The organism is Roseomonas sp. WA12, assembly GCF_054165765.1.
In genome coordinates, this window is record NZ_CM135108.1 from 2,137,796 (window position 1) to 2,160,997 (window position 23,202).

Genomic DNA, 23,202 nt, shown 5'->3' on the forward strand with positions numbered 1-23,202 from the left:
TGGCGAATCCACGCTGCCGGAGGGCGACGTGTCGCGCCGGCGGGCCCGCCCCATGGAGCGGGCCGTCCTCTCAGGTGAGGGCGGGCGCCCGGAGATGGCTGCCGAAGGCATCGCGGCACGCGACCATCGCGTTCGCCGCGTTCTCGGCGTGCCGCCGCTCGGCCTTCTGCGTGCTCTCGATCTCATCAATCGCCTCGAAGGCAGCCTCGGCATTCTCGGCGAAGCCGTCGCGCAGCTCCTCAAGCCAAGTCTGCACCTGCTCGGCATCGCCCTGCTCGCGCAGCTGCGCCACGATGGCATCTGCCTCGCGGCCCATCCGATCCGGGCCGGCGCCGCGGGCCAGGATTTCCAGGATGCGTTTGAAGGCCAGCTGGACGGGGGACTGGCGGGATTTCTGGGACATGGTGGCTCCTCGGTGCCGTGACCGGGGAAGGATCGCCGGGGGGCCACCCTAATCTAGGTGATGTTCCCGGCGTGTTCCATAGCGTGCGGCCTTGATCTGCGGAGGTTTTTCAGCGACCAGCCCCTGCAGGACGACGCGCGGCCGAGCTTTTGCGGCCGCGTCGTGGGACGACCGTCAACTGCCCGGAGAAAGCCCACGCATGACGACGATTTGGATCGATGTGGAGGACCTTTTCGACTACGCGCGGGCCAATCCCCGCCCGAGCGGGATCCAGCGCGTCGAGTTCGAGATCTGTCGCTGCCTCGTGGCTGCAGCGGGCGAGCAACGGGTGCGCTTTCTGCGCCACGCGCCGGGCGGGATGTCCTTCTTCGCCGTGCCCTGGTCCTCGGTAGAGGAGCTGTTCGTCCGCCTTAACGCCCCGCCGCCCCCTGAGGCGCCGGCCGCCCGTGCCGAGGCCCGCCTGGCGCCTGCGGCCGGGACGCTGACGCCCTCCGTGCCGGACATGCCGGCCCCGCCCCGCCGGCGCCTGCGGCGGCGGATGCTCAGCTGGATGGCGCGCCGGTTCCCGCAGCACCTGCGCCAGCCGCTCGGCAATGCGGTGCTGTATCAGATCAGCGCGGTGCAGAGCGCGGCGCATGCAGGCCGCATCGCCCTCGAGACCTACCTCCCCCGGCGCCCGGCGCCGTCCCTGTCCAGGCCGCAGCCCCTTCCCGCGACGGCCGCTTCCGCCGAGGAATCTTCCGAGGGGGCGGAAGCCTCGGCCGCGGCCGTGCCTGTGCCGGTTCTAGATTTCGACACCGCCCGGCCCGGTGACACCCTTCTCGTCCTCGGCTCGCCCTGGTTCCACCGCGGCTATGCGGATCTGATCGCGAAGGCGAAGGCCGAGAAGGGCATTCGCTTCGGTGTCCTCCTCTACGACATCATCCCGCTGCGGCGGCCGGAGTGGTGCGACCAGGGGCTGGTCGAGATCTTCGGCCACTGGCTGCGCACCGTGCTGCCCCATGCGGACCTGCTGATGGCCATATCCGAGGCCAGCGCCGCGGATGTGGACGCCTATGGCCGCGAGCATGATTGGAAGCTGAGGTCCCGCCCGATCGCCATTCCCATGGGCACCGGCTTCGGCAGCCCTGCGCCGGCCCAGCGCCTGCCCGGGCGGGATTACCCGCCGGCGGGAAGCTACGCACTCATCGTCTCGACCATCGAGGCGCGGAAGAACCACGTGCTGCTGTTCCGCGTGTGGCGTCGGATGCTGGAGGAGATGCCGCTGGAGAAGGTGCCGGCCCTCGTCTTCGCCGGGCGTGTGGGCTGGATGGTGTCCGACCTGATGCAGCAGCTGAAGAACGCCGACCATCTCGGCGGCAAGCTCGTGCTGTTCCGCGACCCGACCGATGGCGAGCTGACCACCCTCTACCAGGGCGCGCAGTTCACCCTCTTCCCCTCCTTCTACGAGGGCTGGGGCCTGCCGGTGACGGAGAGCCTTGCCTTTGGCAAGCCGCCCGTCATCTCCAACACCACCTCCCTGCCCGAGGCCGGCGGGTCGCTCGCCCGTTACTTCGACCCGGAGAACACGACCGAGGCCTATCGCGTGATCCGCGCGGTGGTAGAGGACCCGGACGGCCTGCGGGACTGGCAGGCCCGCGTGGCGCGCGACTTCCGGTCGGTGCCCTGGGACGCGGCCGCGGCAGCGGTGCTACGAGCGCTCGAGGGGGCGACGCCGGCGGGCGAAGCCGCGGATGCGCCTACCTCTTGAGGGTGGCCGCCTCCCCTGAAGCCCTCACCCGGGGAGCTTGAGGCTGGCCGGACATCGCCGGCGGTTCGCTGAGGCGGCAGCGCGGTGATGGTCCTGGGCCGGTTAGCGCCAGGCTTCCAGCAGCTGATCCGTGGTCACCGTCTCTACCTGCTGTCCGTAGCGCTCGCGATACAGGGTGAGAAGCGCGTCATGCGTGCGGTCTGAGGAGGAGCAGAGGGCGTCGGTCGGAATGACGACGCGGTAACCGCGGTCCACGGCGCCGATTACGGCGGCCAGCACGCATACATCCGTCTCGGCGCCACTGATCACCAGCGTGTCGATCCCGCGCTCGGTCAGCACGCGGCCGAGATCCGGTGCCAGCCAGGGCGAATAGACCGGCTTGTCGAGCACCAGGGCTGGAGGCGCCAGATGAGCGAGTGGCGGCAGCAGTTCGAGCATGGAGGGATGCAGCACTTCCTGCGTCATGCTCTTCCAGCGCTCCCAGTAGTGGCGCCATGTGCCCTCCCCTACCCCCGAACGTTCGGCAGGGATGAAGCGGGTGAAGATGGTGCGGTCGGGATGGGCCTCGGCGATGCGGGTGACCATGGGCAGTACCCGCTTCATCCAGGGCGTGTGCCAGTCGGTGCCCTCGGCGAAGAGGTTCTGCATGTCGATGCAGAGATGCGCGCAGGTCTCGGTCAGCGGGCCGAAGCGCAGCCCGTTCTCATCGGACATCGGGCGGTTCCTCCGAAATCGTTCGGCAGGAACGCTCCGGCCGCGCCGGGGTCAGACCCGGAGCGACCGTAAAGCGCGGCGGGCGCGATCGCGCCTTAACCTGTCTTGGTGGTGGCGCGGATCAGCGCCCCTTTTCCTTGCGCCAGTTGGCGAAGACCTCGAGATTTTTCGGGTCGGTAGCGGGGTAGAGGCCGATGATGGGCTGGCCGCCGCGCACGCGCTCGGTGACGAAGTCCTCATAGGCGGTCATCTCCACCGCCTCGTTCGCGATCTCCTCGGCGATGCCGGCAGGGATGACGATGACGCCGTCGCCATCGCCCACGATTACGTCGCCCGGGAAGACCGGCGCGTCGCCGCAGCCGATCGGCACGTTGAGGTCGATGGCGTGGTTCAGCGTCAGGTTCGTCGGCGCGGAGGGGCGGGAGTGGTAGGTGGGGATGTCCATCGCCGCGATCTCCACCGCGTCACGGAAGCCGCCATCGGTGACCACGCCGGCAACGCCGCGCACCATCAGCCGCGTGACGAGGATGGAGCCGGCGGAGGCGGCGCGCGCGTCCTTGCGGCTGTCCATCACCAGCACGGCACCGGGCGGGCAGGATTCCACGCCCTTGCGCTGCGGATGGTTGGGATCCTTGAACACCTCGATGCCGTTCAGATCCTCGCGCGCCGGGATGTAGCGCAGCGTGAAGGCCTCGCCGACCATGCTTTCCTGGCGCACGCGCAGCGGGTGCACATTCTGGATGAACTGGCTGCGCAGCCCGCGCTTGAACAGGGCGGTGGCGAGGGTGGCGGTGGAGACGCCCTTCAGCTTGTCGCGCGTCTCGTTGGACAGGGCCATGGACGGGTTCCTCAGTAGATCACGGGTTCGGAGACCGGCGCGCCGAACTCGGTGCGCAGGAAGTCGAAGTCGCAGCCCTCATTCGCCTGCTGGATGTGCTTGGAGAACATGTAGCCGTAGCCCCGCTCGAAGCGCGGCTCGGGCGCCTTCCACTCGGCGCGGCGGCGGGCGAGCTCCTCCTCGGACACTTCCATGTTGATGGTGCGGGCATCCACGTCCACCGTGACGATGTCGCCGTTTCGCAGCAGGGCGAGCGGGCCGCCGATGTAGGATTCCGGCGAGACGTGCAGCACGCAGGCGCCGTAGGAGGTGCCGGACATGCGGGCATCCGACATGCGCATCATGTCGCGCAGGCCCATCTTCAGCAGCTTCTTCGGCATGGGCAGCATGCCCCATTCCGGCATGCCAGGCCCCCCCTGGGGGCCGGCATTGCGCAGCACCATTACCGTGTCGGGGGTGAAGGGGTAGCTCTCGTCCTCGACGGCCTTCTTCATGGAGGGATAGTCGTCGAACACCACGGCGGGGCCGGAATGCTTGAGGAACTTCTGGTCCATGGCGGCGGGCTTGATGACGCAGCCATCGGGGGCGAGGTTGCCCTTCAGCACGGCCAGCGAACCTTCGCCGTAGATGGCGTTCGCGGTGCCGCGGATAACGTCGTCGTTATAGACCTTCGCACCCTCGATGTTCTCGCCCAGCGTCTTGCCGGTGACGGTGACGCAGGAGAGATCGAGATGCTCGCGGATGTTGTTCATCAACCCGCGGATGCCGCCGGCGTAGAAGAAGTCCTCCATCAGATAGGCGTTGCCGGAGGGGCGGACGTTGCCGATGACCGGCACGCGGCGGGAGTAGCGCTCGAAATCCTCGAGGCCGATCTCCTGGCCCGCGCGGCGCGCCATGGCGATCAAATGGATGATGGCGTTGGTGGAGCAGCCCATGGCCATCGCAACCGCGATGGCGTTCTCGAAGGCCGGCTTGGTCTGGATCTTGTGCGGGGTGAGATCTTCCCAAACCATCTCCACGATCCGGCGCCCGCTCTCGCTGGCCAGGCGAATATGGCCGGCATCGGCGGCCGGGATGGAGGAGCCGCCGGGCAGCACCATGCCCACCGATTCCGCGATGGCGGTCATGGTGCTGGCCGTGCCCATGGTCATGCAGGTGCCGTAGGAGCGGGCGATGCCGCCCTCCACACCCAGCCAGTCCTGGTCGGTGATCTTGCCGGCGCGCAGCTCGTCCCAGTACTTCCAGGAATCAGAGCCGGAGCCGAGCACCTTGCCCTGCCAGTTGCCGCGCAGCATGGGGCCGGCGGGCAGGAAGATGGCGGGGATGTTCATGCTGGTGGCTCCCAGCAGCAGGCCCGGCGTGGTCTTGTCGCAGCCGCCCATCAGCACCGCGCCGTCCACTGGGTGGGAGCGCAGCAGCTCCTCCGTCTCCATGGCCAGGAAGTTGCGGTACATCATCGTCGTCGGCTTGACGAAGCTCTCGCTCACCGAGATCGCCGGCAGCTCCACTGGGAACCCGCCTGCCATCAGGATGCCGCGCTTCACATCCTCCACCCGCTGCTTGAAGTGGACATGGCAGGGATTGAGGTCGGACCAGGTGTTGACGATCGCGATGACCGGCTTGCCCGTCCATTCCTCGGGGCTGTAGCCCATCTGCATGGCGCGCGAGCGGTGGCCGAAGCTGCGGAGGTCGGCGGGGCCGAACCAGCGGGCGGAGCGGAGCTCGGCGGCGGTCTTGCGCACCGGGCCCGCCCTCGTGTCGCCGGGCTCCAGCGCCTCGGCGTTCAGGGGCTGGGGCGGCAGGTTCGGATCGGCCATGGCGCATCCTCCGGAGTGGTCTTCCACCTGACATAGCAGATCGGCGGCGGTGCGGAAGTCCATGCGCGCCGGGCTTTTTGGCGAGAGGGCCGTTGCGGCAGTGCACAATGCCTGTTTCCCTGTCCGCGAGGATCAGGGGAACGGGGCGTTGCTGGAAAGGCTGTTCAGGCTTTCGGAGAACGGGACCACCCCGCGGCGGGAGATGGTGGCAGGGCTGACCACCTTTCTCGCCATGGCCTACATCATCGTCGTCAACCCGCGGGTGCTGGCGGCGGCCGGGATCGACCCCGGGGCGGCCTTTGTCGCCACCTGCCTCGCGGCCGCCATCGGCTGCGCGCTGATGGCGCTGCTGGCCAACTTTCCGATCGCGCTCGCGCCGGGGATGGGGGTGAACGCCTATTTCGCCTTCTCCGTGGTGGGCGAGATGGGTGTGTCCTGGCAGGTGGCGCTGGGGGCGGTGTTCCTGTCGGGCGTGATCTTCCTGATCGTCTCGCTCGCGGGCTTCCGAGAATGGTTGATCAACGGCATCCCGCTCTCGCTTAAGCTTGGCATCGCGGCGGGGATCGGGCTGCTGCTCGGGCTGATCGGGATGCAGAATCTCGGGCTGGTGGTGGACCATCCGGCCACCCTCGTCACCCTCGGAAAGCTCGGTTCGGCGCCGGTGCTGCTGGGGTCGGCGGGGTTCATCCTGATTGCGGCGCTCTCGGCCCGGCGCGTGCCGGGGGCGATCATCCTGGGCGTGCTGGCGACGGCGCTGGCGGGCATTCCGCTCGGGCTGACGCGCTTCGAGGGTGTGGTCTCCGCGCCGCCCTCCATCGGGCCCACCTTCCTGCAAATGGACTTGGCCGGTGCCTTCACACTGGCCACGGCGAGCATCGTCTTCACCTTTTTCGTCGCCGACCTGCTGAACAATGCGGGCACGCTGATCGGCACCACGCGCCGCGCCGGGCTGATGCGCCCGGATGGCTCCGTGCCGCGGCTCGGCCGGGCGCTGGTCGCGGATAGCGGCGCTGCGATGATCGGCGCGGCGCTGGGGACCTCGCCGGCCGTCAGCTACATCGAGAGTGCGGCGGGCATCCAGGCCGGCGGGCGTACGGGGCTGACGGCGCTGACGGTCGGAGTGCTGTTCCTGCTCGCCTTGTTCTTCTCCCCGGTCGCTACCGCCATCCCGGGTTTCGCCACCGCCCCTGCCCTTATCTTCGTCGCCTGCTTGATGGCGGAGTCCCTGCGCGACCTAGATTGGGAGGATGTGACCGAATACTTGCCGGCCATCCTCGGCGCGCTGGCAATGCCCTTCACCTTCTCGATTGGGACCGGGATCGGGATCGCCTTCACCGCCTATGCGCTGATCAAGCTGGGCGCGGGGCGGGTGCGGGAGGTGCATGGGGCGGTGTGGGTGCTGGCCGTGCTCTCGGCGCTGCAGCTCGCACTGTCCTGAGTGGCACGATGCGGTGAAGAGCTAGCGGACCCCGGCGCGCCGCAACTCTGCCTTCAGCCGCCCGGTGAGGAACAGCCAGGCCATTCGCAGGTCCGAGCCGAGGGACCAGAGCGGGTGGGTGAAGGTGGCCGGGCGGTTGCGCTCGATGGTCATGTGGCTGACCCAGGCAAAGAGGTAGCCACTGACCAGCCCGGCCAGCAGCAGCCACCAGCGGCCGGTGAGGAGGCCGGCGAGGAACAGCCCAATCCCGATCAGCGTACCAAGCACATGCACGCGCCGCGTCAGCGGATCCGCGTGTTCGCGGAGGTAGTGGGGCCAGAACTCGGCATAGGTGGTGAAGCGCTGCGCCATGGGGGGGAGCGTAGCAGAACCGGGCGGGGCGGGATCAACTGGCGCGTTGAACCGCCGCCAGCCGGGAATAGACGCCGCCCTGGCCGAGCAGCTCCCCGTGCCGGCCCTGTTCCACCACACGGCCGTCCTCCACAACGACGATGCGGTCGGCATCCCGGATGGTGGCGAGGCGGTGGGCGATGACGAGGCTGGTGCGGCCTTCCGACAGCTCCTGCAGGGAGGCCTGGATGGCGCGCTCCGTCTCCGTATCCAGCGCGGAGGTGGCTTCGTCCAGGATGAGGATGGGCGGGTTCTTCAGAAAGATGCGTGCAATGGCCAGGCGCTGCTTCTGCCCGCCGGAGAGCTTCACGCCGCGCTCGCCGATCACGGTGTCCAGCCCCTCTGGCAGGGCGGCAATCACGCCGTCCAGCCGGGCGCGGCGGGCGGCTTCCGCGATTTCGGACTCGCTGGCGCCCAGGCGGCCATAAGCGATGTTCTCGCGGATGGTGCCGCCGAACAGGAACACGTCCTGCTGCACGATGCCGATCTGGCCCCGCAGCGAGGCGAGGGTCATGTCGCGGATGTCGATGCCGTCGATGGTGATGCGCCCGCCGGTCACCTCGTAGAAGCGCGGCAGGAGGGAGCAGAGGGTGGTCTTGCCGGCACCTGAGGGGCCGACGAAGGCGACCGTCTCGCCGGGGCGGATATGGAGGTCGATGCCGTCCAGCACGGGGCGGGCTTCCATGCCGGGGGCGGCATAGCCGAAGCGCACCTCCTCGTAGCGGATTACGCCCCGGAGCGCCGGCGCGGGGCGCGCATCCGGGCGGTCCGCGATGTCGGGCGCGGTGTCCATCAGCTCGGTGTAGCGGCGGAAGCCGGCGATGCCCTTGGGGTAGGTCTCGATGACTGAATTGATCTTCTCGACGGGGCGGAAGAACACGCCGACGAGCAGCAGGAAGCCGATGAAGCCGCCGGCGGTGAGCTGGTCATGCAGCACGAACCAGCTGCCAGCCACCATCACCACCATCTGCGTCAGCCGCATCGAGAGGTAGGAGAGCGAGCCGCTGGCCGCCATCAGGCGGTAGGCTTCCAGCTTGGTGGTGCGGTAGCCCTCGTTGTCGCGGGCGAAGAGCTGGCGCTCGTGCTCCTCGTTGGCGAAGGCCTGCACCACGCGGATGCCGCCGACATTCTCCTCAATCCGCGCATTGAAGCCGCCCACGCGCCCGAAGATGGCGTGCCAGTTGCGCGTCATCCGCCCGCCGAAGCGCGCGGTGATCCAGCCGGTGAGCGGGACGATGGCCGCCGTGATCAGCGCCAGCTCGGCATTGACCGAGAACATCAGCAGGAAGGCGCCGAGGAAAGTCATCACCGCGATGAACAGGTCCTCCGGCCCGTGATGGGCCACCTCCCCGATCTCCTCCAGGTCCTTGGTCAGGCGGCCGACGAGATGGCCAGTCTTGTGGTTGTCGAAATAGGAGAAGGACAGCTTTTGGAGATGCGCGAAGGCACGGCGGCGCATCTCCGTCTCGATGTTGATGCCGAGCATGTGACCCCAATAGGTGACCACGGCCATGAGCCCGGCATTCAGCAGGTAGATCGCCAGCAGCCCGGCCGCGGCCAGCCCGATCAGCCCCCAGTCCTGCCCCGGCAGCAGCCGGTCCACGAAGGCCTTCACGGCGAGCGGAAAGCCGAGTTCCAGCAGCCCGGAGAGCACCGCGCAGCCGAAGTCGAGTACGAAAAGCCGCCGGTGCGGGCGGTAATAGGCGAAGAAGCGCTTGAGCATGGCCCCGGCCTCTACCACCCTGGCGCGCGCTTCGCACCGCACAACACGGCGTTCACGCCACGGCCGCGGTTCCGCCGAACCACGAAACCGCCACCTTCATCCGGTTCTTTCACCACCCTATGCCCGCTCCCGCCGCCTTCCTCCCCTTCCGGAACCCTGCCTTCCGGATGCTCTGGATCGGAACCCTCTTCAGCAATATCGGGGGATGGGTGCAGGCCACCGGGGCCGGATGGCTGATGACCTCCCTCTCCCCTTCCCCGGTCATGGTCAGCCTGGTGCAGGTGGCCTCCATGCTGCCGGTCTTCCTGCTGGCGCTGCCGGCCGGGGCGCTGGCGGACATCATGGACCGGCGGCGCTTCCTGCTGCTCACCCAGCTCTGGATCCTCGCCACGGCGCTCATCCTCTGCGCCCTCACCGCCGCAGGCGCGCTCGGGCCCTGGGGGCTGCTGGCGCTGACCTTCTGCATCGGCATGGGGGCGGCCGCGAACTTCCCAGCCTTCGGCGCCACCACGCCCGAGCTGGTCCGGCGCGAGGACCTGGTGCAGGCGATCGTGCTGAACGCCATGGGTTTCAACCTGGCACGCGCCATCGGCCCCGCGGTCGGCGGGCTGGTGCTGGGCTGGGCGGGGGCGGAGGTGGCCTTCGGGCTGAACGCGGTTTGCTTCCTCATCCTCATCGTCGCGCTGCTGCTGTGGCGCCGCACGCCCGCAGAGGAAACCACCCCGCGCGAGGGCTTCCTGGATGCGATGGGAAGCGGGCTGCGCTTCGTGCTGGCCAGCCCGGTCATGCGCGGCATCATCCTGCGCGCCACCGCCTGCTTCTTCGCGGGCACGGCGGTCTGGGGGCTGCTGCCGGTGCTGGTGCGCTACCGGCTGGGCCTTGGCCCCGGCGCCTTCGGGTTGATGCTGGGGGCCATGGGAGCCGGCGCGGTTGCGGCGGGCTTCTTCCTGCCGGCGCTGCGGTCCCGCCTCTCGCGCTCGGCTACCGTCGTGCTCTGCTCCAGCGGCGTCGGCGTCTCGATGGTGCTGCTGGGGCTTTCCACCCATTGGGCGCCGGCCGGGATCGCTATGCTGTGCTACGGCGCCTGCTGGCTGGGGATGACCTCCACCCTCTCGGCCTCGGCCCAGCTCGGCGCGCGGCCCTGGGTGCGGGCGCGGGCGATCGGGCTGTTCCAGGTGGCGACCTTCGGGGCGATGGTGCTCGGCTCCGCCCTCGGCGGCGTGGGCGGCGCGGCCTTTGGCGTTCCGCACACGCTCGTCGCCTTCGGGTTGGCTAGCATCGCCCTCGCCTTCGCCACGCGGCGCCTGCCGATGGAGGCCACCTCCCCTGCCCCGCTCGCGCCCCTGCCGGCCGAGCCGGTGCCCGACGCCCCCGCGCCGGAACTTCTCGCCACTTTGCGGAACGACGATGCGCGGCTGCTGGAAACCGTGCGCTACGCTGTGCCCGCCCCCTCCCGTGCTGCGTTCCTGCTGGCAATGGCGGAAGTGCGCGGTGTGCGGCTGCGGTCGGGCGCGGTGGTTTGGCGGCTCTACGAGGATGTCGCCCACCCCGAGCGCTACATCGAGCTTTGGGCGGTCCGGTCCTGGACCGACCACCTGCGCGAACAGGCGCGGATGTCAGAGACGGATCACGCCATCCTGGCCGCGGCAGCGAGTTTTCAAATGCCGGGATCCGCACCGGAGGCGGAGCGGTTCATGCAGCTTCCGGTCTGAGACGCGGAAGGCGTGGCCCCGGGAGGGAGGGTGACTTTCTTAGTCCCGAGCCATGCCGGGTCCGCAGCGACGGGCCTCGGGAGGCAGTCCTCCCGAGGCCATCCGCGCCGTCTCAGGTCTGCGCGGGCGTGATCCGCACGGAGAGGTCCGGCAGGCCCTCGATCTTGCAGAGGAGGACATCGCCCGGCACCACCGGCCCGACATTCTCGGGCGTGCCGGAATAGATGATGTCGCCGGCCTTCAGCTCGAAGGCCTCCGAGAGCTTCGAGATCTGCTCGGCCACGCTCCAGATCATCTGGGAGAGATCCGCGTTCTGCTTTACCTGGCCGTTCACGGCGAGGGAGATGGCGCCCTTGGTGAAGGCGCCGGTGCGCTCCGCGGGGTGCAGCGGGCCGATGGGAGCGGACATGTCGAAGCTCTTCCCGATCTCCCAGGGCTTCTTCTGGTCGCCCATGCCGCGCTGCAGGTCGCGACGCGTCATGTCGAGGCCGACGGCGTAGGAGTGGACGTGCTCGAGCGCGCGGTCGGTCGGGATGTTGCGGCCGCCGGACTTCAGCGCGGCAACCAGCTCCACTTCATAGTGGTAGTTGCGGGTGAGCGAGGGATAGGGGTGGTCCGCCACGGTGCCGGGCGCGACGAACTGGATGGCGTCAGCCGGCTTCTGGAAGAAGAAGGGCGGCTCGCGCGTAGGGTCCGACCCCATCTCGCGGGCATGGGCGGCGTAGTTGCGGCCGATGCAGTAGACCCGGCGCACGGGAAAGCCGGCCTCGCTGCCCACCACGGGGATGACGGTCTGCGGCACGGTGAAGAGGGTGCGGGGCGCGCTCGCCACCTGGGCGGCGGCAGGGGAGACGAGGCCCGGCGCCCCGGCGCCCATCAGCCCGGCGGCGCCCAGGGGCAGCGCGGCCCCCAGCATGCCGCGACGATTGGTTTCCATGGTGCGTTCCTCGTTCTTTGTTCCGGCTGGGCCGACCGCGCCGGATACTGCGCAGACTAGCACCGTGTCCCCGCACATCCAGCGCCGCGCGTCCTCTGGCTGCTGAACGTTTCGGGAGGCGTCCAGGCGACGGCCGCCCGTTCTGCCATGCGTGCCGAGCATCGCCGGGGCCCGCTGGAAACCTTCCCCGGCCTCGGGCATTCGGCTTGCCAGGGGCGCGCTTGCCCCACCCTCCACCGGTCCGACGGACCTGATCCCCAAGGGAGCCCACCATGGCGAAGAGCGAAGCCGGCAAGGTGCCGGGCAAGATTCCGACCCGCAACGACACCCCGACCAACGGCAAGGCCGTTTCGATCGGTGTGCTCCAGGCCTGCCTGACCGACATCATCGACCTGACGAACATGACCCGCCAGGCCCATTGGAACGTCAAGGGCAGCCACTTCTATGGCCTGCACAAGATGTTCGAAACCTTCTACATTATGCTGAACGAGCAGACGGACGAGCTGGCGGAGCGCGCCGTGCAGTTGGGCGCCATCGCCGACGGCACCACCCAGACGGTCGGCGCCCAGACCCGCATCAAGCCCTATGACAACAAGGTGCTGGACGGACTGGATCACTGCGCGGCCCTGGCCGACCGCTACGCCGAAATGGCGAAGAACCTGCGCGAGGGCATCGACAGCACGGACGAGGCCGGCGACGCCGACACCGCCGACCTGCTGACCCAGGTCTCCCGCGAGGTCGACAAGTCGCTGTGGATGATCGAGGCCCATCTCCAGGGTAAGGACTGACCTCTTCGCGGCCCTGCCGTGAGGAACCGCCCGCCCCCGGCGCCCCTGGCGCCGGGGGCGGTTGCGTTTTGAGTCCCCGGCAGGCTAGTTTGGGCCAGGGGACTAGAACAAGACATGAACGATCTCTTCGGCGGCCGTGCCCCCAAGGGCCCGGCCCAACAATCCTATTCCGCGGCCGATATCGAGGTGCTGGAGGGGCTAGAGCCCGTCCGCCGACGCCCGGGCATGTATATCGGCGGCACGGACGAGAACGCGCTCCATCACCTGGCCTCCGAGGTGATCGATAACGCCATGGACGAGGCGGTGGCGGGGCATGCCGACCGTATCGAGGTGACGCTGGAGCCGGACAACTGGCTGACGGTGCGCGACAATGGCCGCGGCATCCCGGTGGACCCCCACCCGAAGTTCCCCAAGCTGTCCGCGCTCGAGGTGATCCTCACCACGCTGCATTCTGGCGGCAAGTTCTCGGGCAAGGCCTACGACACCTCGGGCGGCCTGCACGGTGTCGGCTCCTCGGTCGTCAATGCGCTGTCGGAGCGGATGGATGTGGAGGTCGCGCGCGACCGCACCCTGTTCACCCAGGCCTATTCGCGCGGCAAGCCGCTGGGCAAGCTGAAGAACGCCGGGCCGGTGCACAACCGCCGCGGGACCACCATCCGCTTCCGGCCGGACCCCGACATCTTCGGCAAGCTGCAATTCGCGGCGCAGCGCCTGTACCGGTTCTGCCGGTCCAAGGCGTATCTGTACAAGGGCGTGGAGATCCGCTGGTCCTGCGACCCGCGGCTGATAAAGGACGACACGCCCGCTCAGGCCACGCTGCATTTCCCGGGCGGGCTGACCGATTATCTGGCCGCGGCAATCGAGGGGAAGCCGGTGGTCATTCCGGCGCCCTGGGCCGGGGAGTCCACCTTCCCCGGCGGTGCAGGCCGCGCCGAATGGGCAGCGACCTGGCTGGAGGGCGGTGAGGGATTCCTCTCCACCTATGCAAATACCATCCCTACGCCCCAGGGCGGCACGCATGAGGCCGGGTTCCGCAACGCGCTCGTGAAGGGCTTGCGGGCCTATGGCGAGCTGCGGAAGGAGAAGCGTGCGGCGAATGTCACCGCCGAGGACCTGTTCGGTGGGCTGGCCGGCATGGTCTCGGTCTTCGTGCGCGAGCCGCAGTTCCAGGGGCAGACGAAGGACAAGCTCACCTCCCCCGAGGCCGCGCGGCTCGTGGAAGCCGGCCTGCGCGACCATTTCGACCACTGGCTGACGGGGGACACGCGCAACGCGGACAACCTGCTGGCCTGGGCGATCGAGCGCGCCGAGGACCGCATCCGGCGCAAGGAACTGAAGGACACGCCGCGCAAGACGGCAACGCGCAAGCTGCGCCTTCCCGGCAAGCTGGCCGATTGCTCCTCCGAGAATGCAGCGAGCACCGAGCTGTTCCTGGTGGAGGGCGATTCCGCCGGCGGTTCGGCCAAGCAGGCGCGGGACCGGATGACGCAGGCTGTGCTGCCGCTGCGGGGCAAGATCCTGAACGTGGCATCGGCCAGCACCGAGAAGCTGCGCGCCAACCAGGAGCTGCGGGACCTGGTGGAGGCGCTGGGCTGCGGCATCGGAGACCGCTTCGACCTCGCCCGGCTGCGCTACGGCCGCATCATCGTCATGACGGACGCGGATGTGGACGGCGCGCATATCGCGGCGCTGCTGATGACCTTCTTCTACAAGGAGCTGCCGGCACTCGTCCGGGAGGGGCATGTCTATCTCGCGCAGCCGCCGCTGTATCGGCTGCAGCACGGCGCGAAGAGCGTCTACGCGAAGGACGACGCCGATCGGGAGCGCATCCTGAAGCGCGAGTTCAAGGCGAACCAGAAGGTCGAGGTCAGCCGCTTCAAGGGCCTGGGCGAGATGCCGCCCGCGTCGCTGAAGGAGACGACGATGGATCCGAAGAAGCGCACCCTGCTGCGGGTGATGCTGCCGCAGGAGGCGCGGGCCGAGACGGCCGAGCTGATCGAGGCGCTGATGGGCCGCAAGCCCGAGCTGCGCTTCAAGTTCATCCAGGAGAACGCGTCCAAGCTGGACGAGGCCGAAGTGGACGCCTGACACCCGCGGCAGAAGCCCCTTGCCGAGTTCCGGTCCATAAGGTCATATCTTTGGCCTTAGAGGAACGAACAAGAGGGTGGGGCGATGCCGCAGAATATGCGTGCGGAGGTGCTGGTCGTCGGCAGCGGCCCAGTGGGTATGACGCTGGCCATGGACCTCGCCTCGCGCGGGGTGGATGTGATCGTGGCGGAGCGGCGCGGCGCCGGCGAACCGCCCAACGTGAAGTGCAACCACGTCTCTGCGCGTTCGATGGAGGTGTTCCGGCGGCTGGGTGTCGCGCAGGCGCTGCGCGACACCGGGCTTCCCGCAGACTACCCGAACGACTGCGCCTACCGCACGACCGCAACGGGCATCGAGCTGTCGCGCATCTCCATTCCCTGCCGTCGAGACCGCTACACGGCGAAGGGCGGGCCGGATACCTGGTGGCCGACACCCGAGCCGCCGCATCGGATCAACCAGACCTTTCTCGAGCCCGTGCTGTTCGCCCACATGGCCGCGACACCGGGCATACGGGTGCTGAACCGCGTGGCGGTCGAGGGCTTCGAGCAGGACGCGGAGGAGGTTCGCGCCTCCCTCGATAGCCTGGACGGCGGCGAGGGCTTCACCATCACGGCCCGCTACATCATCGGCTGCGACGGCGGGCGCTCCACCGTGCGCCGCGGCATGGGAGCGAAGCTGGAGGGCACGCCTGTGGTGCAGCGCGTGCAGTCCACCTTTATTCGCGCGCCCGATCTCATCGACCGCATTGGCGAGCCCGCCTGGATGCTGCTTTCGCTCAATCCGCGCCGCAGTGGCACGGTCGTGGCCATCGACGGCAAGGAGGAGTGGCTCGTGCACAACCACCTGCACGACCACGAGACGGAGTTCGACTCCGTGGACCGGGACTGGGCGATCCGCACCATCCTCGGGGTTGGGCCTGATTTCAGGTACGAGGTTCTCAGCCAGGAGGACTGGGTGGGACGCCGGCTTGTAGCGGACCGCTTCCGGGTTGGCCGCGCCTTCCTCTGCGGCGATGCGGCGCATCTGTGGATTCCCTATGCCGGTTACGGGATGAATGCGGGCATCGCGGATGCGGTGAACCTGTCCTGGCAATTGGCCGCGGTGCTGAAAGGCTGGGGCGCAGAGGGCATGCTCGACGCCTATGAGGCCGAGCGGCGACCGATCACCGAGCAGGTCTCCCGCTTCGCGATGGGCCATGCGCTGGCCATGATGCGCCAGCGCGGCGGGGTGCCCGCGAATATCGAGGACAGCGGTCCAGAGGCGGAAGCGGCGCGGGCGAAGCTGGGGCGCGAGGCCTATGACCTCAACGTCCAGCAATACTGCTGCGGCGGGCTGAACTTCGGCTATTTCTACCCGGACAGCCCGGTCATCGCGCACGACGGGGCTGAGGCACCCGCCTACACCATGGCGGACTTCACACCCTCCACCGTGCCGGGCTGCCGGACGCCGCATCTGTGGCTGGCGGATGGGCGCTCGCTGCTCGACGCCATGGGACCGGGCTGCACGCTTCTGCGGCTGGACCCCGCGCTGGATATTGGCGGGCTGGAGGAAGCAGCGCGTCGGGCAGGCATGCCTTTCGCGGTGCTGGATCTCGATCCCGCAGCGGCGCGGGAGGCGGGGATCGACCACGCGCTCGTGCTCTCGCGCCCGGACTGGCACGTCGCCTGGCGGGGGGATGCGCCGCCGGCTGATCCGGACGCGCTCGTGGACCTGCTGCGCGGTGCCCGCCCGGCTGCCACGCGCCGCATGGCGGCCTGAGACGACCCGACCTCACGGCCGGGACCCACCCCGCCCGCAACGACGGGCGGTGCGCTCCAAGACGACGAGGAAACGGACATGGACATCCATCGCCCCTGGCGCCGGCGCGCCGCGTTGCAGGCCCTGGCCGGGGCTGGAATAGGGGCCGGGGTTGGCGGCGCGGCGGCGCAGTCCGCCTATCCTGCCCGTCCCATCCGCCTGATCGTCACCTTCCCGCCGGGCGGAAGCAGCGACGTGATCGGCCGCATCCTGGCGCAGCGCATCGAGGCGCGCCTCGGCCAGCCTCTCGTTATCGACAACCGGCCGGGCGCGGGCGGGAACATCGGAATGGACGCGGTCGCGAAGGCGGCGCCGGACGGGTACACGCTGGGGATAGGTGCTGCGGGCGCGCTGGCGGTGAACCCGAGCCTTCTCCCCTCCATGCCCTATGACGCGCAGCGCGACCTCGCCCCCGTCACGATGCTGGCGGGCATCCCCTTCGTGCTCGCGGCGCATCCCGGCCTGGGCGTGAAGACGCTTGGGGAACTGCGGGCGTTGGCGCGGTCCAAGCCGCAAGGCCTGTCCATCGCCCATGGCGGCACCGGCACGGCGATGCATCTCTCGGCGGAGTTGCTGAGCCAGATGGCGGGGCTACGGCTGGAGCCGATCCCCTTTCGTGGCAGCGGGCACGCGCTGACGGCCGTGGTGGGCGGGCAGACGGAGCTGGCGATGGTGGACCTGGCCTCTGTGGGCGGGCTGGCCGGCACGGGGCAGGTTATGGCCCTGGGCGTGACGACGGCCGAGCGGGTGGGCAGCCTTCCCACGGTCCCCAGCCTCTCGGAGGCCGGGGTGGCCGGGTATGAATCGGTGGGCTGGTTCGGGCTGGTCGCGCCCGCCCGTACGCCGCCCGCGATCATCGCCGCGCTGAACGCCGCCTTTACGGCCACGCTGCACGAGCCCGAGATCCGTACGCGGCTGGAGGCGGTGGGGACGATCGCCCAACCCGGCACGCCGGAGGCCTTCGCGGAGTTCATTCGCTCGGAAACAGCGAAATGGGCGGGGGTGATCCGCGCGGCGGGAACGCGGCTCGGCTAGGCCGTGCGCGCCCCATGCCGGACTCTCCGGCGCGGGGCGCGGGCGGTTCAGGCGCGGGCGAAGCCGTAGAGGGCGGCGGGGTTGTCCACCAGCACGCGCCGGCGCGCCGTCTCGTCCGGCACCCATTCGGTGAGCAGGTCAAACAGTGCGGCGTCGTCGGGCTTCTCCGGCGGTTCCGTCACATGCGGCCAATCGCTTGCCCACACGCAGCGTTCGGGCGCGCCAGTGGCATAGCCGCGGGCGACGGGCACGGTGTCGGACCAGCGTCCGGCAGCGCCAACCTTGGTATCCATATAGGCGCCGGAGAGCTTCACCCAGGCGCGGCCGCGGTCCAGCAGGCGACGGACGGTAAGGTAACCGGGATGCTCCACGCCCTTGTCCATGGGCACGCGGCCGAGATGGTCGAACACCACCGGCGCGGGCAGCCGCGCGAAGACGGCTTCGTGCTCGGCGATTTGATCGGCCAGCATGTGGATCTGGCAGTGCCAGCCCAGGCCGGCGACACGCGCGGCCAGGGGTTCCAGCATGTCGATCGTGGTGACGCCGGCCTGCACCAGGTTGAAGCGAATGCCGCGCACCCCCGCCTCATTCATGGCGCGCAGATCCGCATCCGTCACGCTCGTGTCCACCACCGCGACCATGCGGTGGTTGTCCGGACCAAGTTCGCGCATGGCCTGCAGGTGCAGACGGTTGTCGGTGCCGTAGGTGGAGGGGGTGACGAGAACGGAGCGCTGCGTGCCCAGCCGTCGCGCGAGGGCGCGGTAGTCGTCCGGCGAGGCGTCCGGCGGGCGCAGCTGCGTGCGCGGGTCAGGCGGGAAGCGGGCGTCGTAGATGTGGTGGTGGCAGTCGGTCGCCAGCGGCGGGGCGGGGGTGCGGGGTGGCTCGGTGCCGGTGGAAAATTTCACCGGGCCGGCCACGCCACGGACCGGTGTGGCGGTCGGCTGGGCAGGGGCACTGTGCGGGGCGAGAGTACTGGCCGCTAAGATCACTCCCGCGCCGCCCAGGGCGGCTCGGCGGGATAGGTGGTTTGGCATCGTTTCCTCCTGCCGCGCCCGCTTGCGGTGTGGCGCGTTGCAGGAGGATGGGCGGAACCGGGTCCGACGTCGAACGAAACCTCGGCCGGGCCCTCCGGATCAGGCCGCGGCGGAGACGCGCTTCTCGGCCTTGGCGAGCTTGGCGGCGGTGGTAGCCCGCGGAGCGCGGTCGCGCTTTGGCTTGGCCGGCGCGGCCGTCGCCTTCTCGGTTTTCAGCCGCGCCAGGAGTGCGAGCACGGCGGCCTCCTCGGGCCGGAGTTGCTCGATCTCCTCCCGCAGCTCCTCCTCGGCGCGCTCGGCGATCTCAAGCGCGAGCTGGCCGGCCATGTAGCCCTCCAGCAGGTCGGGATGCACGTAGCACTTGCGGCACACCGTGGGAGTATTGCCCAGCCGGGCCGAGACGCTCTCGATCGCGGCGCGGACGTTGCGCTTGGCGGCGGTGACGTTGTCGACGGCCTCGAACTCGCGCAGGGCGAGTGCTGCCATCACCGTGCCCGCCCAGGTGCGGAAATCCTTCGCCGTGATGTCACGGCCCGTGATCTCGCGCAGGTAGTCGTTCACGTCCCCCGAAGTCACGTCATGCAGCGTGCCGTCCTCGTTCGGATAGGCGAAGAGCTCCTGCCCGGGCAGGTCCTGGCAGGCCTTCACAACCTTGGCGATCCGCTTGTCCTGCAGGCCGAGCTTCCAGGTCTTGCCACTCTTGCCTTTGAAGGCGAAGCGCATGGTCCCGCCCTCGACCTTCACGTGCTTGTTCCGCAAGGTCGTGAGGCCGAAGGAGCCGTTCTCCTTCGCGTAGTCGTCATTGCCGACGCGGATCAGCGTGGTTTCCAGCAGTTGCACCACGGTTGCCAGCACCTTCTCGCGGGAGAGTTCCTTGCGGGCCAGGTCGATGGCGACGCGGGCGCGGATCGCGGGAAGCGCGGCGGCGAATTCCGCCATGTGCTCGTATTTCGTCGCGTCCCGCGTCTCCCGCCAGCGCGGATGGTAGCGGTACTGCTTGCGGCCCTTCGCATCGCGCCCGGTTGCCTGGATGTGGCCGTTGGCGTGCGGGCAGATCCAAACATCGGCATAGGCGGGCGGAATGGCCAGGCTGCGGATGCGCTCCAGCACCTGATCGTCCTTGATCGCGGCACCGGAGGGGTCGCGGTACTCGAACGCGTCACCCTTCGGGTGGCGGGTGATGCCCGGCCCCGTGTCGGTGACGTAGCGCAGCCCAGCGGCCCGGGCGGCCTCCCGCGGCTCGACAATGGCGCCGACCTCCTCCGCGGGGTCTTCGGTCGGGGCGGTGGCGGTGTTCTTCATGCCGGAAGAAGCGGGCCTGCCCCCATTCCGGTTTCAGTCGCGGCAACGGCAACCGCGTTAGGGCTGGGATGCCCTCCCCCGGCGCGGCTCAGGCCTGGGCAAGAAGCCAGTCGCGCATCAGCGCGGTCACCGCCTCGGGCGCCTCCATGCTCGGCAGGTGCGCGCAGTCGTTCAGCAGGTGCAGCGCTGCGCCGGGAATGCCGGCGGCGATTTCCCGCGCGAGCTCCGGCGGCGTCAGCACATCGGCCTCTCCCACCGCGACGAGCGTGGGCACGGTGATGGCGGCGAGACCGGGGCGGGAATCCGGGCGCGCGAGAATGGCCGCCTGCTGGCGCAGGAAGGCCTCCCGCCCGACCCGCTCGGCCATCGCCATCACGTCGTCCGCCAGGGGGCCGGGTCGGTTACGCTCGTGCAGGAGGCGCGGCAGCAGGCGCGGGGTGACACCACGGAACTGGCCGGAACGTGTGAGCGACATGAGGCCGCGGCGCTGGCGCGCCTGCTCGGGCGTGTCGGGCCGGGCGGAGGTGTCGAAGAGGGCGAGGCCAGTGACCCGGCCGGGAAGCTGGCGCATCACCTCCAGCGCGACGTAGCCCCCCATGGAGAGGCCTGCGACGGCAAAAGGCCGCTCGACCAGCTCTGCGGCGCGCGCGGCCATCGCGGCCACGTCCGAATCGAGGGTGAGGTCGGCGACCACAGGGGCGGCGACATCGGCCAGGCCGGAGACCTGATCCCGCCATAGCCGGGCATCACAGAGCAGGCCGGGCAGAAGGAGGAGGGGCAGGCGAGGCATGGCCGTGTCAAACACGGCATCCCGCCCCCTTGCAACCGGCCCGGAAACCGCCTGCAACCTTGCATCCCGGACGTTGCGGGCGCATATCGCGCGCAAGCGGCTGCGTGCCGCGCGGCACCCCTGCCATGATCCGGCGGGTGCCGCGCCACGCCGGAATTTCGGCCGGGCGCTCCGGCCATGCCGCACGGCGCCCGACCCATGATGACAAAGCCCGACTACAGCCGCCCCCGCCGAACCTGGCCGGGCGGCGGCACAGGAACCCACGCTTGACCGAACACGACCAGCCCAACCCCGCCGACAGCGCCGCCGAGGCGGCCCAAGTGCCGGCCCGCATCGAGGACGAGGCGGTCACCGCTTCCCTGCCCGAAGGCGGCGCCCCCGGCACGACGGCTGGCGCCGCCGATGGCGACCCGGTAGGCGAGGGCAGCTCGGCTCATTTTCCTGAACGCCCCGCGGCCTTCGAGGCGCCGGAGCCCGTTGAGGCGCTGGCCATCTCCGACGCGCCGGATGTCGGCGAGACGGGCGCCGATGGCGACGAGATCGGCGAGAAAGACGGTTCGGCACCGGATGCCGAGGATGATGACGACAACGATGAGGAGGACGAGGCCGGCGAGGCTGGCGGCGACCTCACCGACGCGTCCTCCGAGGATGATGACGACGAGGACGAGGAGGAGGACGCCGAGCCCGAGGCTCCGCGCACGACCTTCGCCGATCTCGGCCTGTCCGATCCGATCCTGAAGGCGGTGGCCGAGACCGGCTACATCCACCCCACGCCGATCCAGGAGCAAGCCATTCCGGTCGTGCTCATGGGCCGTGACGTGCTGGGCTGCGCCCAGACCGGCACCGGCAAGACGGCCGGCTTCACCCTGCCGATGCTGGACATCCTGGCCGGGTCCCGCGCCAAGGCCCGCATGCCGCGCAGCCTCATCCTCGAGCCGACCCGCGAGCTGGCGCTGCAGGTAGCCGAGAACTTCGTGAAGTACGGCAAGCACCTGTCGCTCACCCATGCGCTGCTGATCGGCGGCGAGAGCATGGAGGAGCAGAAGACGGTGCTGGAGAAGGGCGTGGACGTCCTGATCGCCACCCCGGGCCGGCTGCTGGACCTGTTCGATCGCGGGCGCATCCTGCTGGCCGATTGCAAGGTGCTGGTGATCGACGAGGCCGACCGGATGCTGGACATGGGGTTCATCCCCGATGTCGAGCGCATCGTCTCCATGCTGCCGCCGCTGCGTCAGACGCTGTTCTTCTCTGCGACCATGGCGCCCGAGATCCGGCGACTGGCCGATGCCTTCCTGCAGAACCCGCGCGAGATCACCGTCTCCGCCCCGGCCTCGGTCGCGACGACCATCACCGCCGGGCTGGTCTGGGTGCAGGAGCGTGACAAGCGCGAGGCGCTGCGCCGGTTGATCAAGAGCCAGGCGGTGCAGAACGCGCTGATCTTCTGCAACCGCAAGGTCGATGTCGACATCCTCTACAAGAGCCTGAAGCGGCACGGCTTCAGCGTGGGCGCCCTGCATGGCGACCTGGCGCAGTCCATGCGGTTTGCGACGCTCGAGAAGTTCAAGGCCAACGAGCTGCAGTTGCTGGTGTGCTCGGATGTCGCGGCGCGCGGCATCGACATCGGCGGGCTGAGCCATGTGTTCAACTTCGACGTGCCCTACCACGCCGAGGACTACGTCCACCGCATCGGCCGCACCGGCCGCGCGGGCAAGACCGGCCATGCCTACACGCTGGCTACGGCGGATGAGGCCAAGGCGGTGGCGGCGGTGGAGAGCCTGACGGGCTTCCCCATCCCGCCCATGCCGATCGAGGGCCTGGACCCCGTGGACCCTGAGGAAATTCAGGCGGCGCTGAAGGCTTCCGGCCGCGGGCGTGGCCGGGGTGGTCCGGCCCGAGGCGGTCGTGACGGCGCGCGCGATGCCGGCCGGGGCGAGCGCGGGCGGGGCGAGCCGCGCCGCGAGCGTGGCGGCGAGGCCGGCAAGCGCGAGGGCGGCCGTGGCCGTGGCGAGCGTGGCCCGCGCGAGGAGGCCCCCCGCGAGGAGAAGGCCGCTCGCCCGCCGCGCGAGGCCCGCGCCGAGCGCGAGGGGCGTGCGCCCCGCGACGATCGGGCGCGTGACGAGCGCCCCCGCGAGGACCGGGACAGCCCGCGCCGCGACCGCGAGTTCCGCTCCGGCGGTGAGCGCGTGCTGGACGAGGTGAACCGCGACGCCGCCCGCGAGTGGACGGCAGGCTCCCGCGAGGAGCGGCCCCGCCGCGATCGCGACGAGAAGCCCCGCCGCGATGACCGTCGCTACCGTCAGGAGGACCTCGGTCCCTCCGTGGTCGGCTTCGGCGATGCCGTGCCTGCCTTCATGCTCATCCCGGTGCCGCGGCCCAAGCGCCACCGTGACGATGAGGCCGAGGCGGCCTGAGCCGCAGGGCACCGGATGGCTTGAGGCCAACCGGTGCCAGGGCGGCCCCTACCGGCCGCCGCGGGGGAGTGGCATTTCCCTCCCCCGGCATGGCGCATCCCTCCCCTTCTGGGGCAGGATGCTGCCCCGCCGACCGCGCCTCGCCCTTGCGACGCGCCCTGATTGCCCCGCCCGCGAGAGGAACGCAGAGATGAACGTCGTCACCCAGGTCCTGCCCGAGGCCCCCCAGGTCCGC

Annotated in this window: 18 protein-coding genes; 8 read left to right on the top strand and 10 right to left on the bottom strand. The window is 69.7% G+C overall.

The genetic code is table 11. The annotated features are described in order from the left end of the window. Nucleotides 1-70: 70 nt before the first annotated feature. Nucleotides 71-403: a hypothetical protein gene (locus ACVBD7_RS10180; RefSeq protein ID WP_458097368.1), complete on the bottom strand. Its 333-nt coding sequence runs from the start codon at nt 401-403 to the stop codon at nt 71-73. Nucleotides 404-602: 199 nt separating this feature from the next. On the opposite strand from ACVBD7_RS10180, the gene ACVBD7_RS10185 reads away from it, so the two are divergent. After that, on the top strand, nt 603-2,153 hold the full coding sequence (locus tag ACVBD7_RS10185) for a glycosyltransferase family 4 protein (RefSeq protein WP_458097369.1): 1,551 nt from the start codon (nt 603-605) through the stop codon (nt 2,151-2,153). Nucleotides 2,154-2,255: 102 nt separating this feature from the next. Here the strand turns inward: ACVBD7_RS10185 and ACVBD7_RS10190 are convergent, their stop codons facing one another. The 3 genes from ACVBD7_RS10190 to araD form a co-directional block, all read right to left on the bottom strand. Then, nucleotides 2,256-2,867, bottom strand: a complete 612-nt coding sequence (locus tag ACVBD7_RS10190) for a cysteine hydrolase family protein (protein ID WP_458097370.1) — start codon at nt 2,865-2,867, stop codon at nt 2,256-2,258. A gap of 121 nt (nt 2,868-2,988) precedes the next feature. Further along, nucleotides 2,989-3,705: a ribonuclease activity regulator RraA gene (locus ACVBD7_RS10195; RefSeq protein WP_458097371.1), complete on the bottom strand. Its 717-nt coding sequence runs from the start codon at nt 3,703-3,705 to the stop codon at nt 2,989-2,991. A gap of 11 nt (nt 3,706-3,716) precedes the next feature. Then, nucleotides 3,717-5,522 (bottom strand): L-arabinonate dehydratase, encoded by a 1,806-nt coding sequence (gene araD, locus ACVBD7_RS10200; protein WP_458097372.1) that lies wholly within the window; start codon nt 5,520-5,522, stop codon nt 3,717-3,719. 49 nt (nt 5,523-5,571) lie between these two features. Here araD and ACVBD7_RS10205 point away from each other — a divergent pair, with 49 nt between their 5' ends. Beyond that, nucleotides 5,572-6,960 (top strand): NCS2 family permease, encoded by a 1,389-nt coding sequence (locus tag ACVBD7_RS10205; protein WP_458097373.1) that lies wholly within the window; start codon nt 5,572-5,574, stop codon nt 6,958-6,960. Nucleotides 6,961-6,981: 21 nt separating this feature from the next. On the opposite strand, the gene ACVBD7_RS10210 is transcribed toward ACVBD7_RS10205, so the two are convergent. Beyond that, on the bottom strand, nt 6,982-7,311 hold the full coding sequence (locus ACVBD7_RS10210; protein ID WP_458097374.1) for an Mpo1-like protein: 330 nt from the start codon (nt 7,309-7,311) through the stop codon (nt 6,982-6,984). 34 nt (nt 7,312-7,345) lie between these two features. After that, complete coding sequence (locus ACVBD7_RS10215; RefSeq protein ID WP_458097375.1) at nt 7,346-9,073, bottom strand: ABC transporter ATP-binding protein; 1,728 nt, start codon at nt 9,071-9,073, stop codon at nt 7,346-7,348. Nucleotides 9,074-9,192: 119 nt separating this feature from the next. Here ACVBD7_RS10215 and ACVBD7_RS10220 point away from each other — a divergent pair, with 119 nt between their 5' ends. Next, complete coding sequence (locus ACVBD7_RS10220; protein ID WP_458097376.1) at nt 9,193-10,785, top strand: MFS transporter; 1,593 nt, start codon at nt 9,193-9,195, stop codon at nt 10,783-10,785. 112 nt (nt 10,786-10,897) lie between these two features. Here ACVBD7_RS10220 and ACVBD7_RS10225 read toward each other — a convergent pair whose 3' ends face one another. Continuing rightward, nucleotides 10,898-11,722: a fumarylacetoacetate hydrolase family protein gene (locus ACVBD7_RS10225; protein WP_458097377.1), complete on the bottom strand. Its 825-nt coding sequence runs from the start codon at nt 11,720-11,722 to the stop codon at nt 10,898-10,900. Between the two features lie 272 nt (nt 11,723-11,994). Here ACVBD7_RS10225 and dps point away from each other — a divergent pair, with 272 nt between their 5' ends. The 4 genes from dps (at nt 11,995) to ACVBD7_RS10245 (ending at nt 17,430) form a co-directional block, all read left to right on the top strand. Beyond that, entirely contained in the window at nt 11,995-12,510 is a 516-nt protein-coding gene (dps, locus tag ACVBD7_RS10230; protein ID WP_458097378.1) for a DNA starvation/stationary phase protection protein Dps, read from the top strand. Between the two features lie 114 nt (nt 12,511-12,624). Continuing rightward, the gene (gene parE, locus ACVBD7_RS10235; RefSeq protein ID WP_458097379.1) at nt 12,625-14,598 is read left to right on the top strand and encodes a DNA topoisomerase IV subunit B; all 1,974 of its coding nucleotides are present in this window, start codon (nt 12,625-12,627) and stop codon (nt 14,596-14,598) included. Nucleotides 14,599-14,682: 84 nt separating this feature from the next. After that, nucleotides 14,683-16,356, top strand: coding sequence for an FAD-dependent oxidoreductase (locus ACVBD7_RS10240; RefSeq protein WP_458097380.1), 1,674 nt, complete (start codon nt 14,683-14,685; stop codon nt 16,354-16,356). A 78-nt stretch (nt 16,357-16,434) separates the two neighbouring features. Next, a complete protein-coding gene (locus ACVBD7_RS10245) occupies nt 16,435-17,430 on the top strand; it encodes a tripartite tricarboxylate transporter substrate binding protein (RefSeq protein WP_458097381.1) in 996 nt (331 codons plus the stop codon). A gap of 47 nt (nt 17,431-17,477) precedes the next feature. On the opposite strand, the gene ACVBD7_RS10250 is transcribed toward ACVBD7_RS10245, so the two are convergent. From ACVBD7_RS10250 to ACVBD7_RS10260, 3 genes are all read right to left on the bottom strand, one after another. Then, on the bottom strand, nt 17,478-18,464 hold the full coding sequence (locus tag ACVBD7_RS10250; RefSeq protein WP_458097382.1) for an amidohydrolase family protein: 987 nt from the start codon (nt 18,462-18,464) through the stop codon (nt 17,478-17,480). Nucleotides 18,465-18,563: 99 nt separating this feature from the next. Continuing rightward, nucleotides 18,564-19,766, bottom strand: a complete 1,203-nt coding sequence (locus ACVBD7_RS10255) for a DNA topoisomerase IB (RefSeq protein WP_458097383.1) — start codon at nt 19,764-19,766, stop codon at nt 18,564-18,566. Nucleotides 19,767-19,854: 88 nt separating this feature from the next. Continuing rightward, nucleotides 19,855-20,556 carry an alpha/beta fold hydrolase gene (locus ACVBD7_RS10260; protein WP_458097384.1) on the bottom strand — a complete coding sequence of 234 codons (702 nt, stop codon included), beginning with the start codon at nt 20,554-20,556 and terminating at the stop codon, nt 19,855-19,857. An 806-nt stretch (nt 20,557-21,362) separates the two neighbouring features. Here ACVBD7_RS10260 and ACVBD7_RS10265 point away from each other — a divergent pair. Next, the gene (locus tag ACVBD7_RS10265) at nt 21,363-22,967 is read left to right on the top strand and encodes a DEAD/DEAH box helicase (protein WP_458097675.1); all 1,605 of its coding nucleotides are present in this window, start codon (nt 21,363-21,365) and stop codon (nt 22,965-22,967) included. The last annotated feature ends 235 nt before the right edge of the window (nt 22,968-23,202 follow it).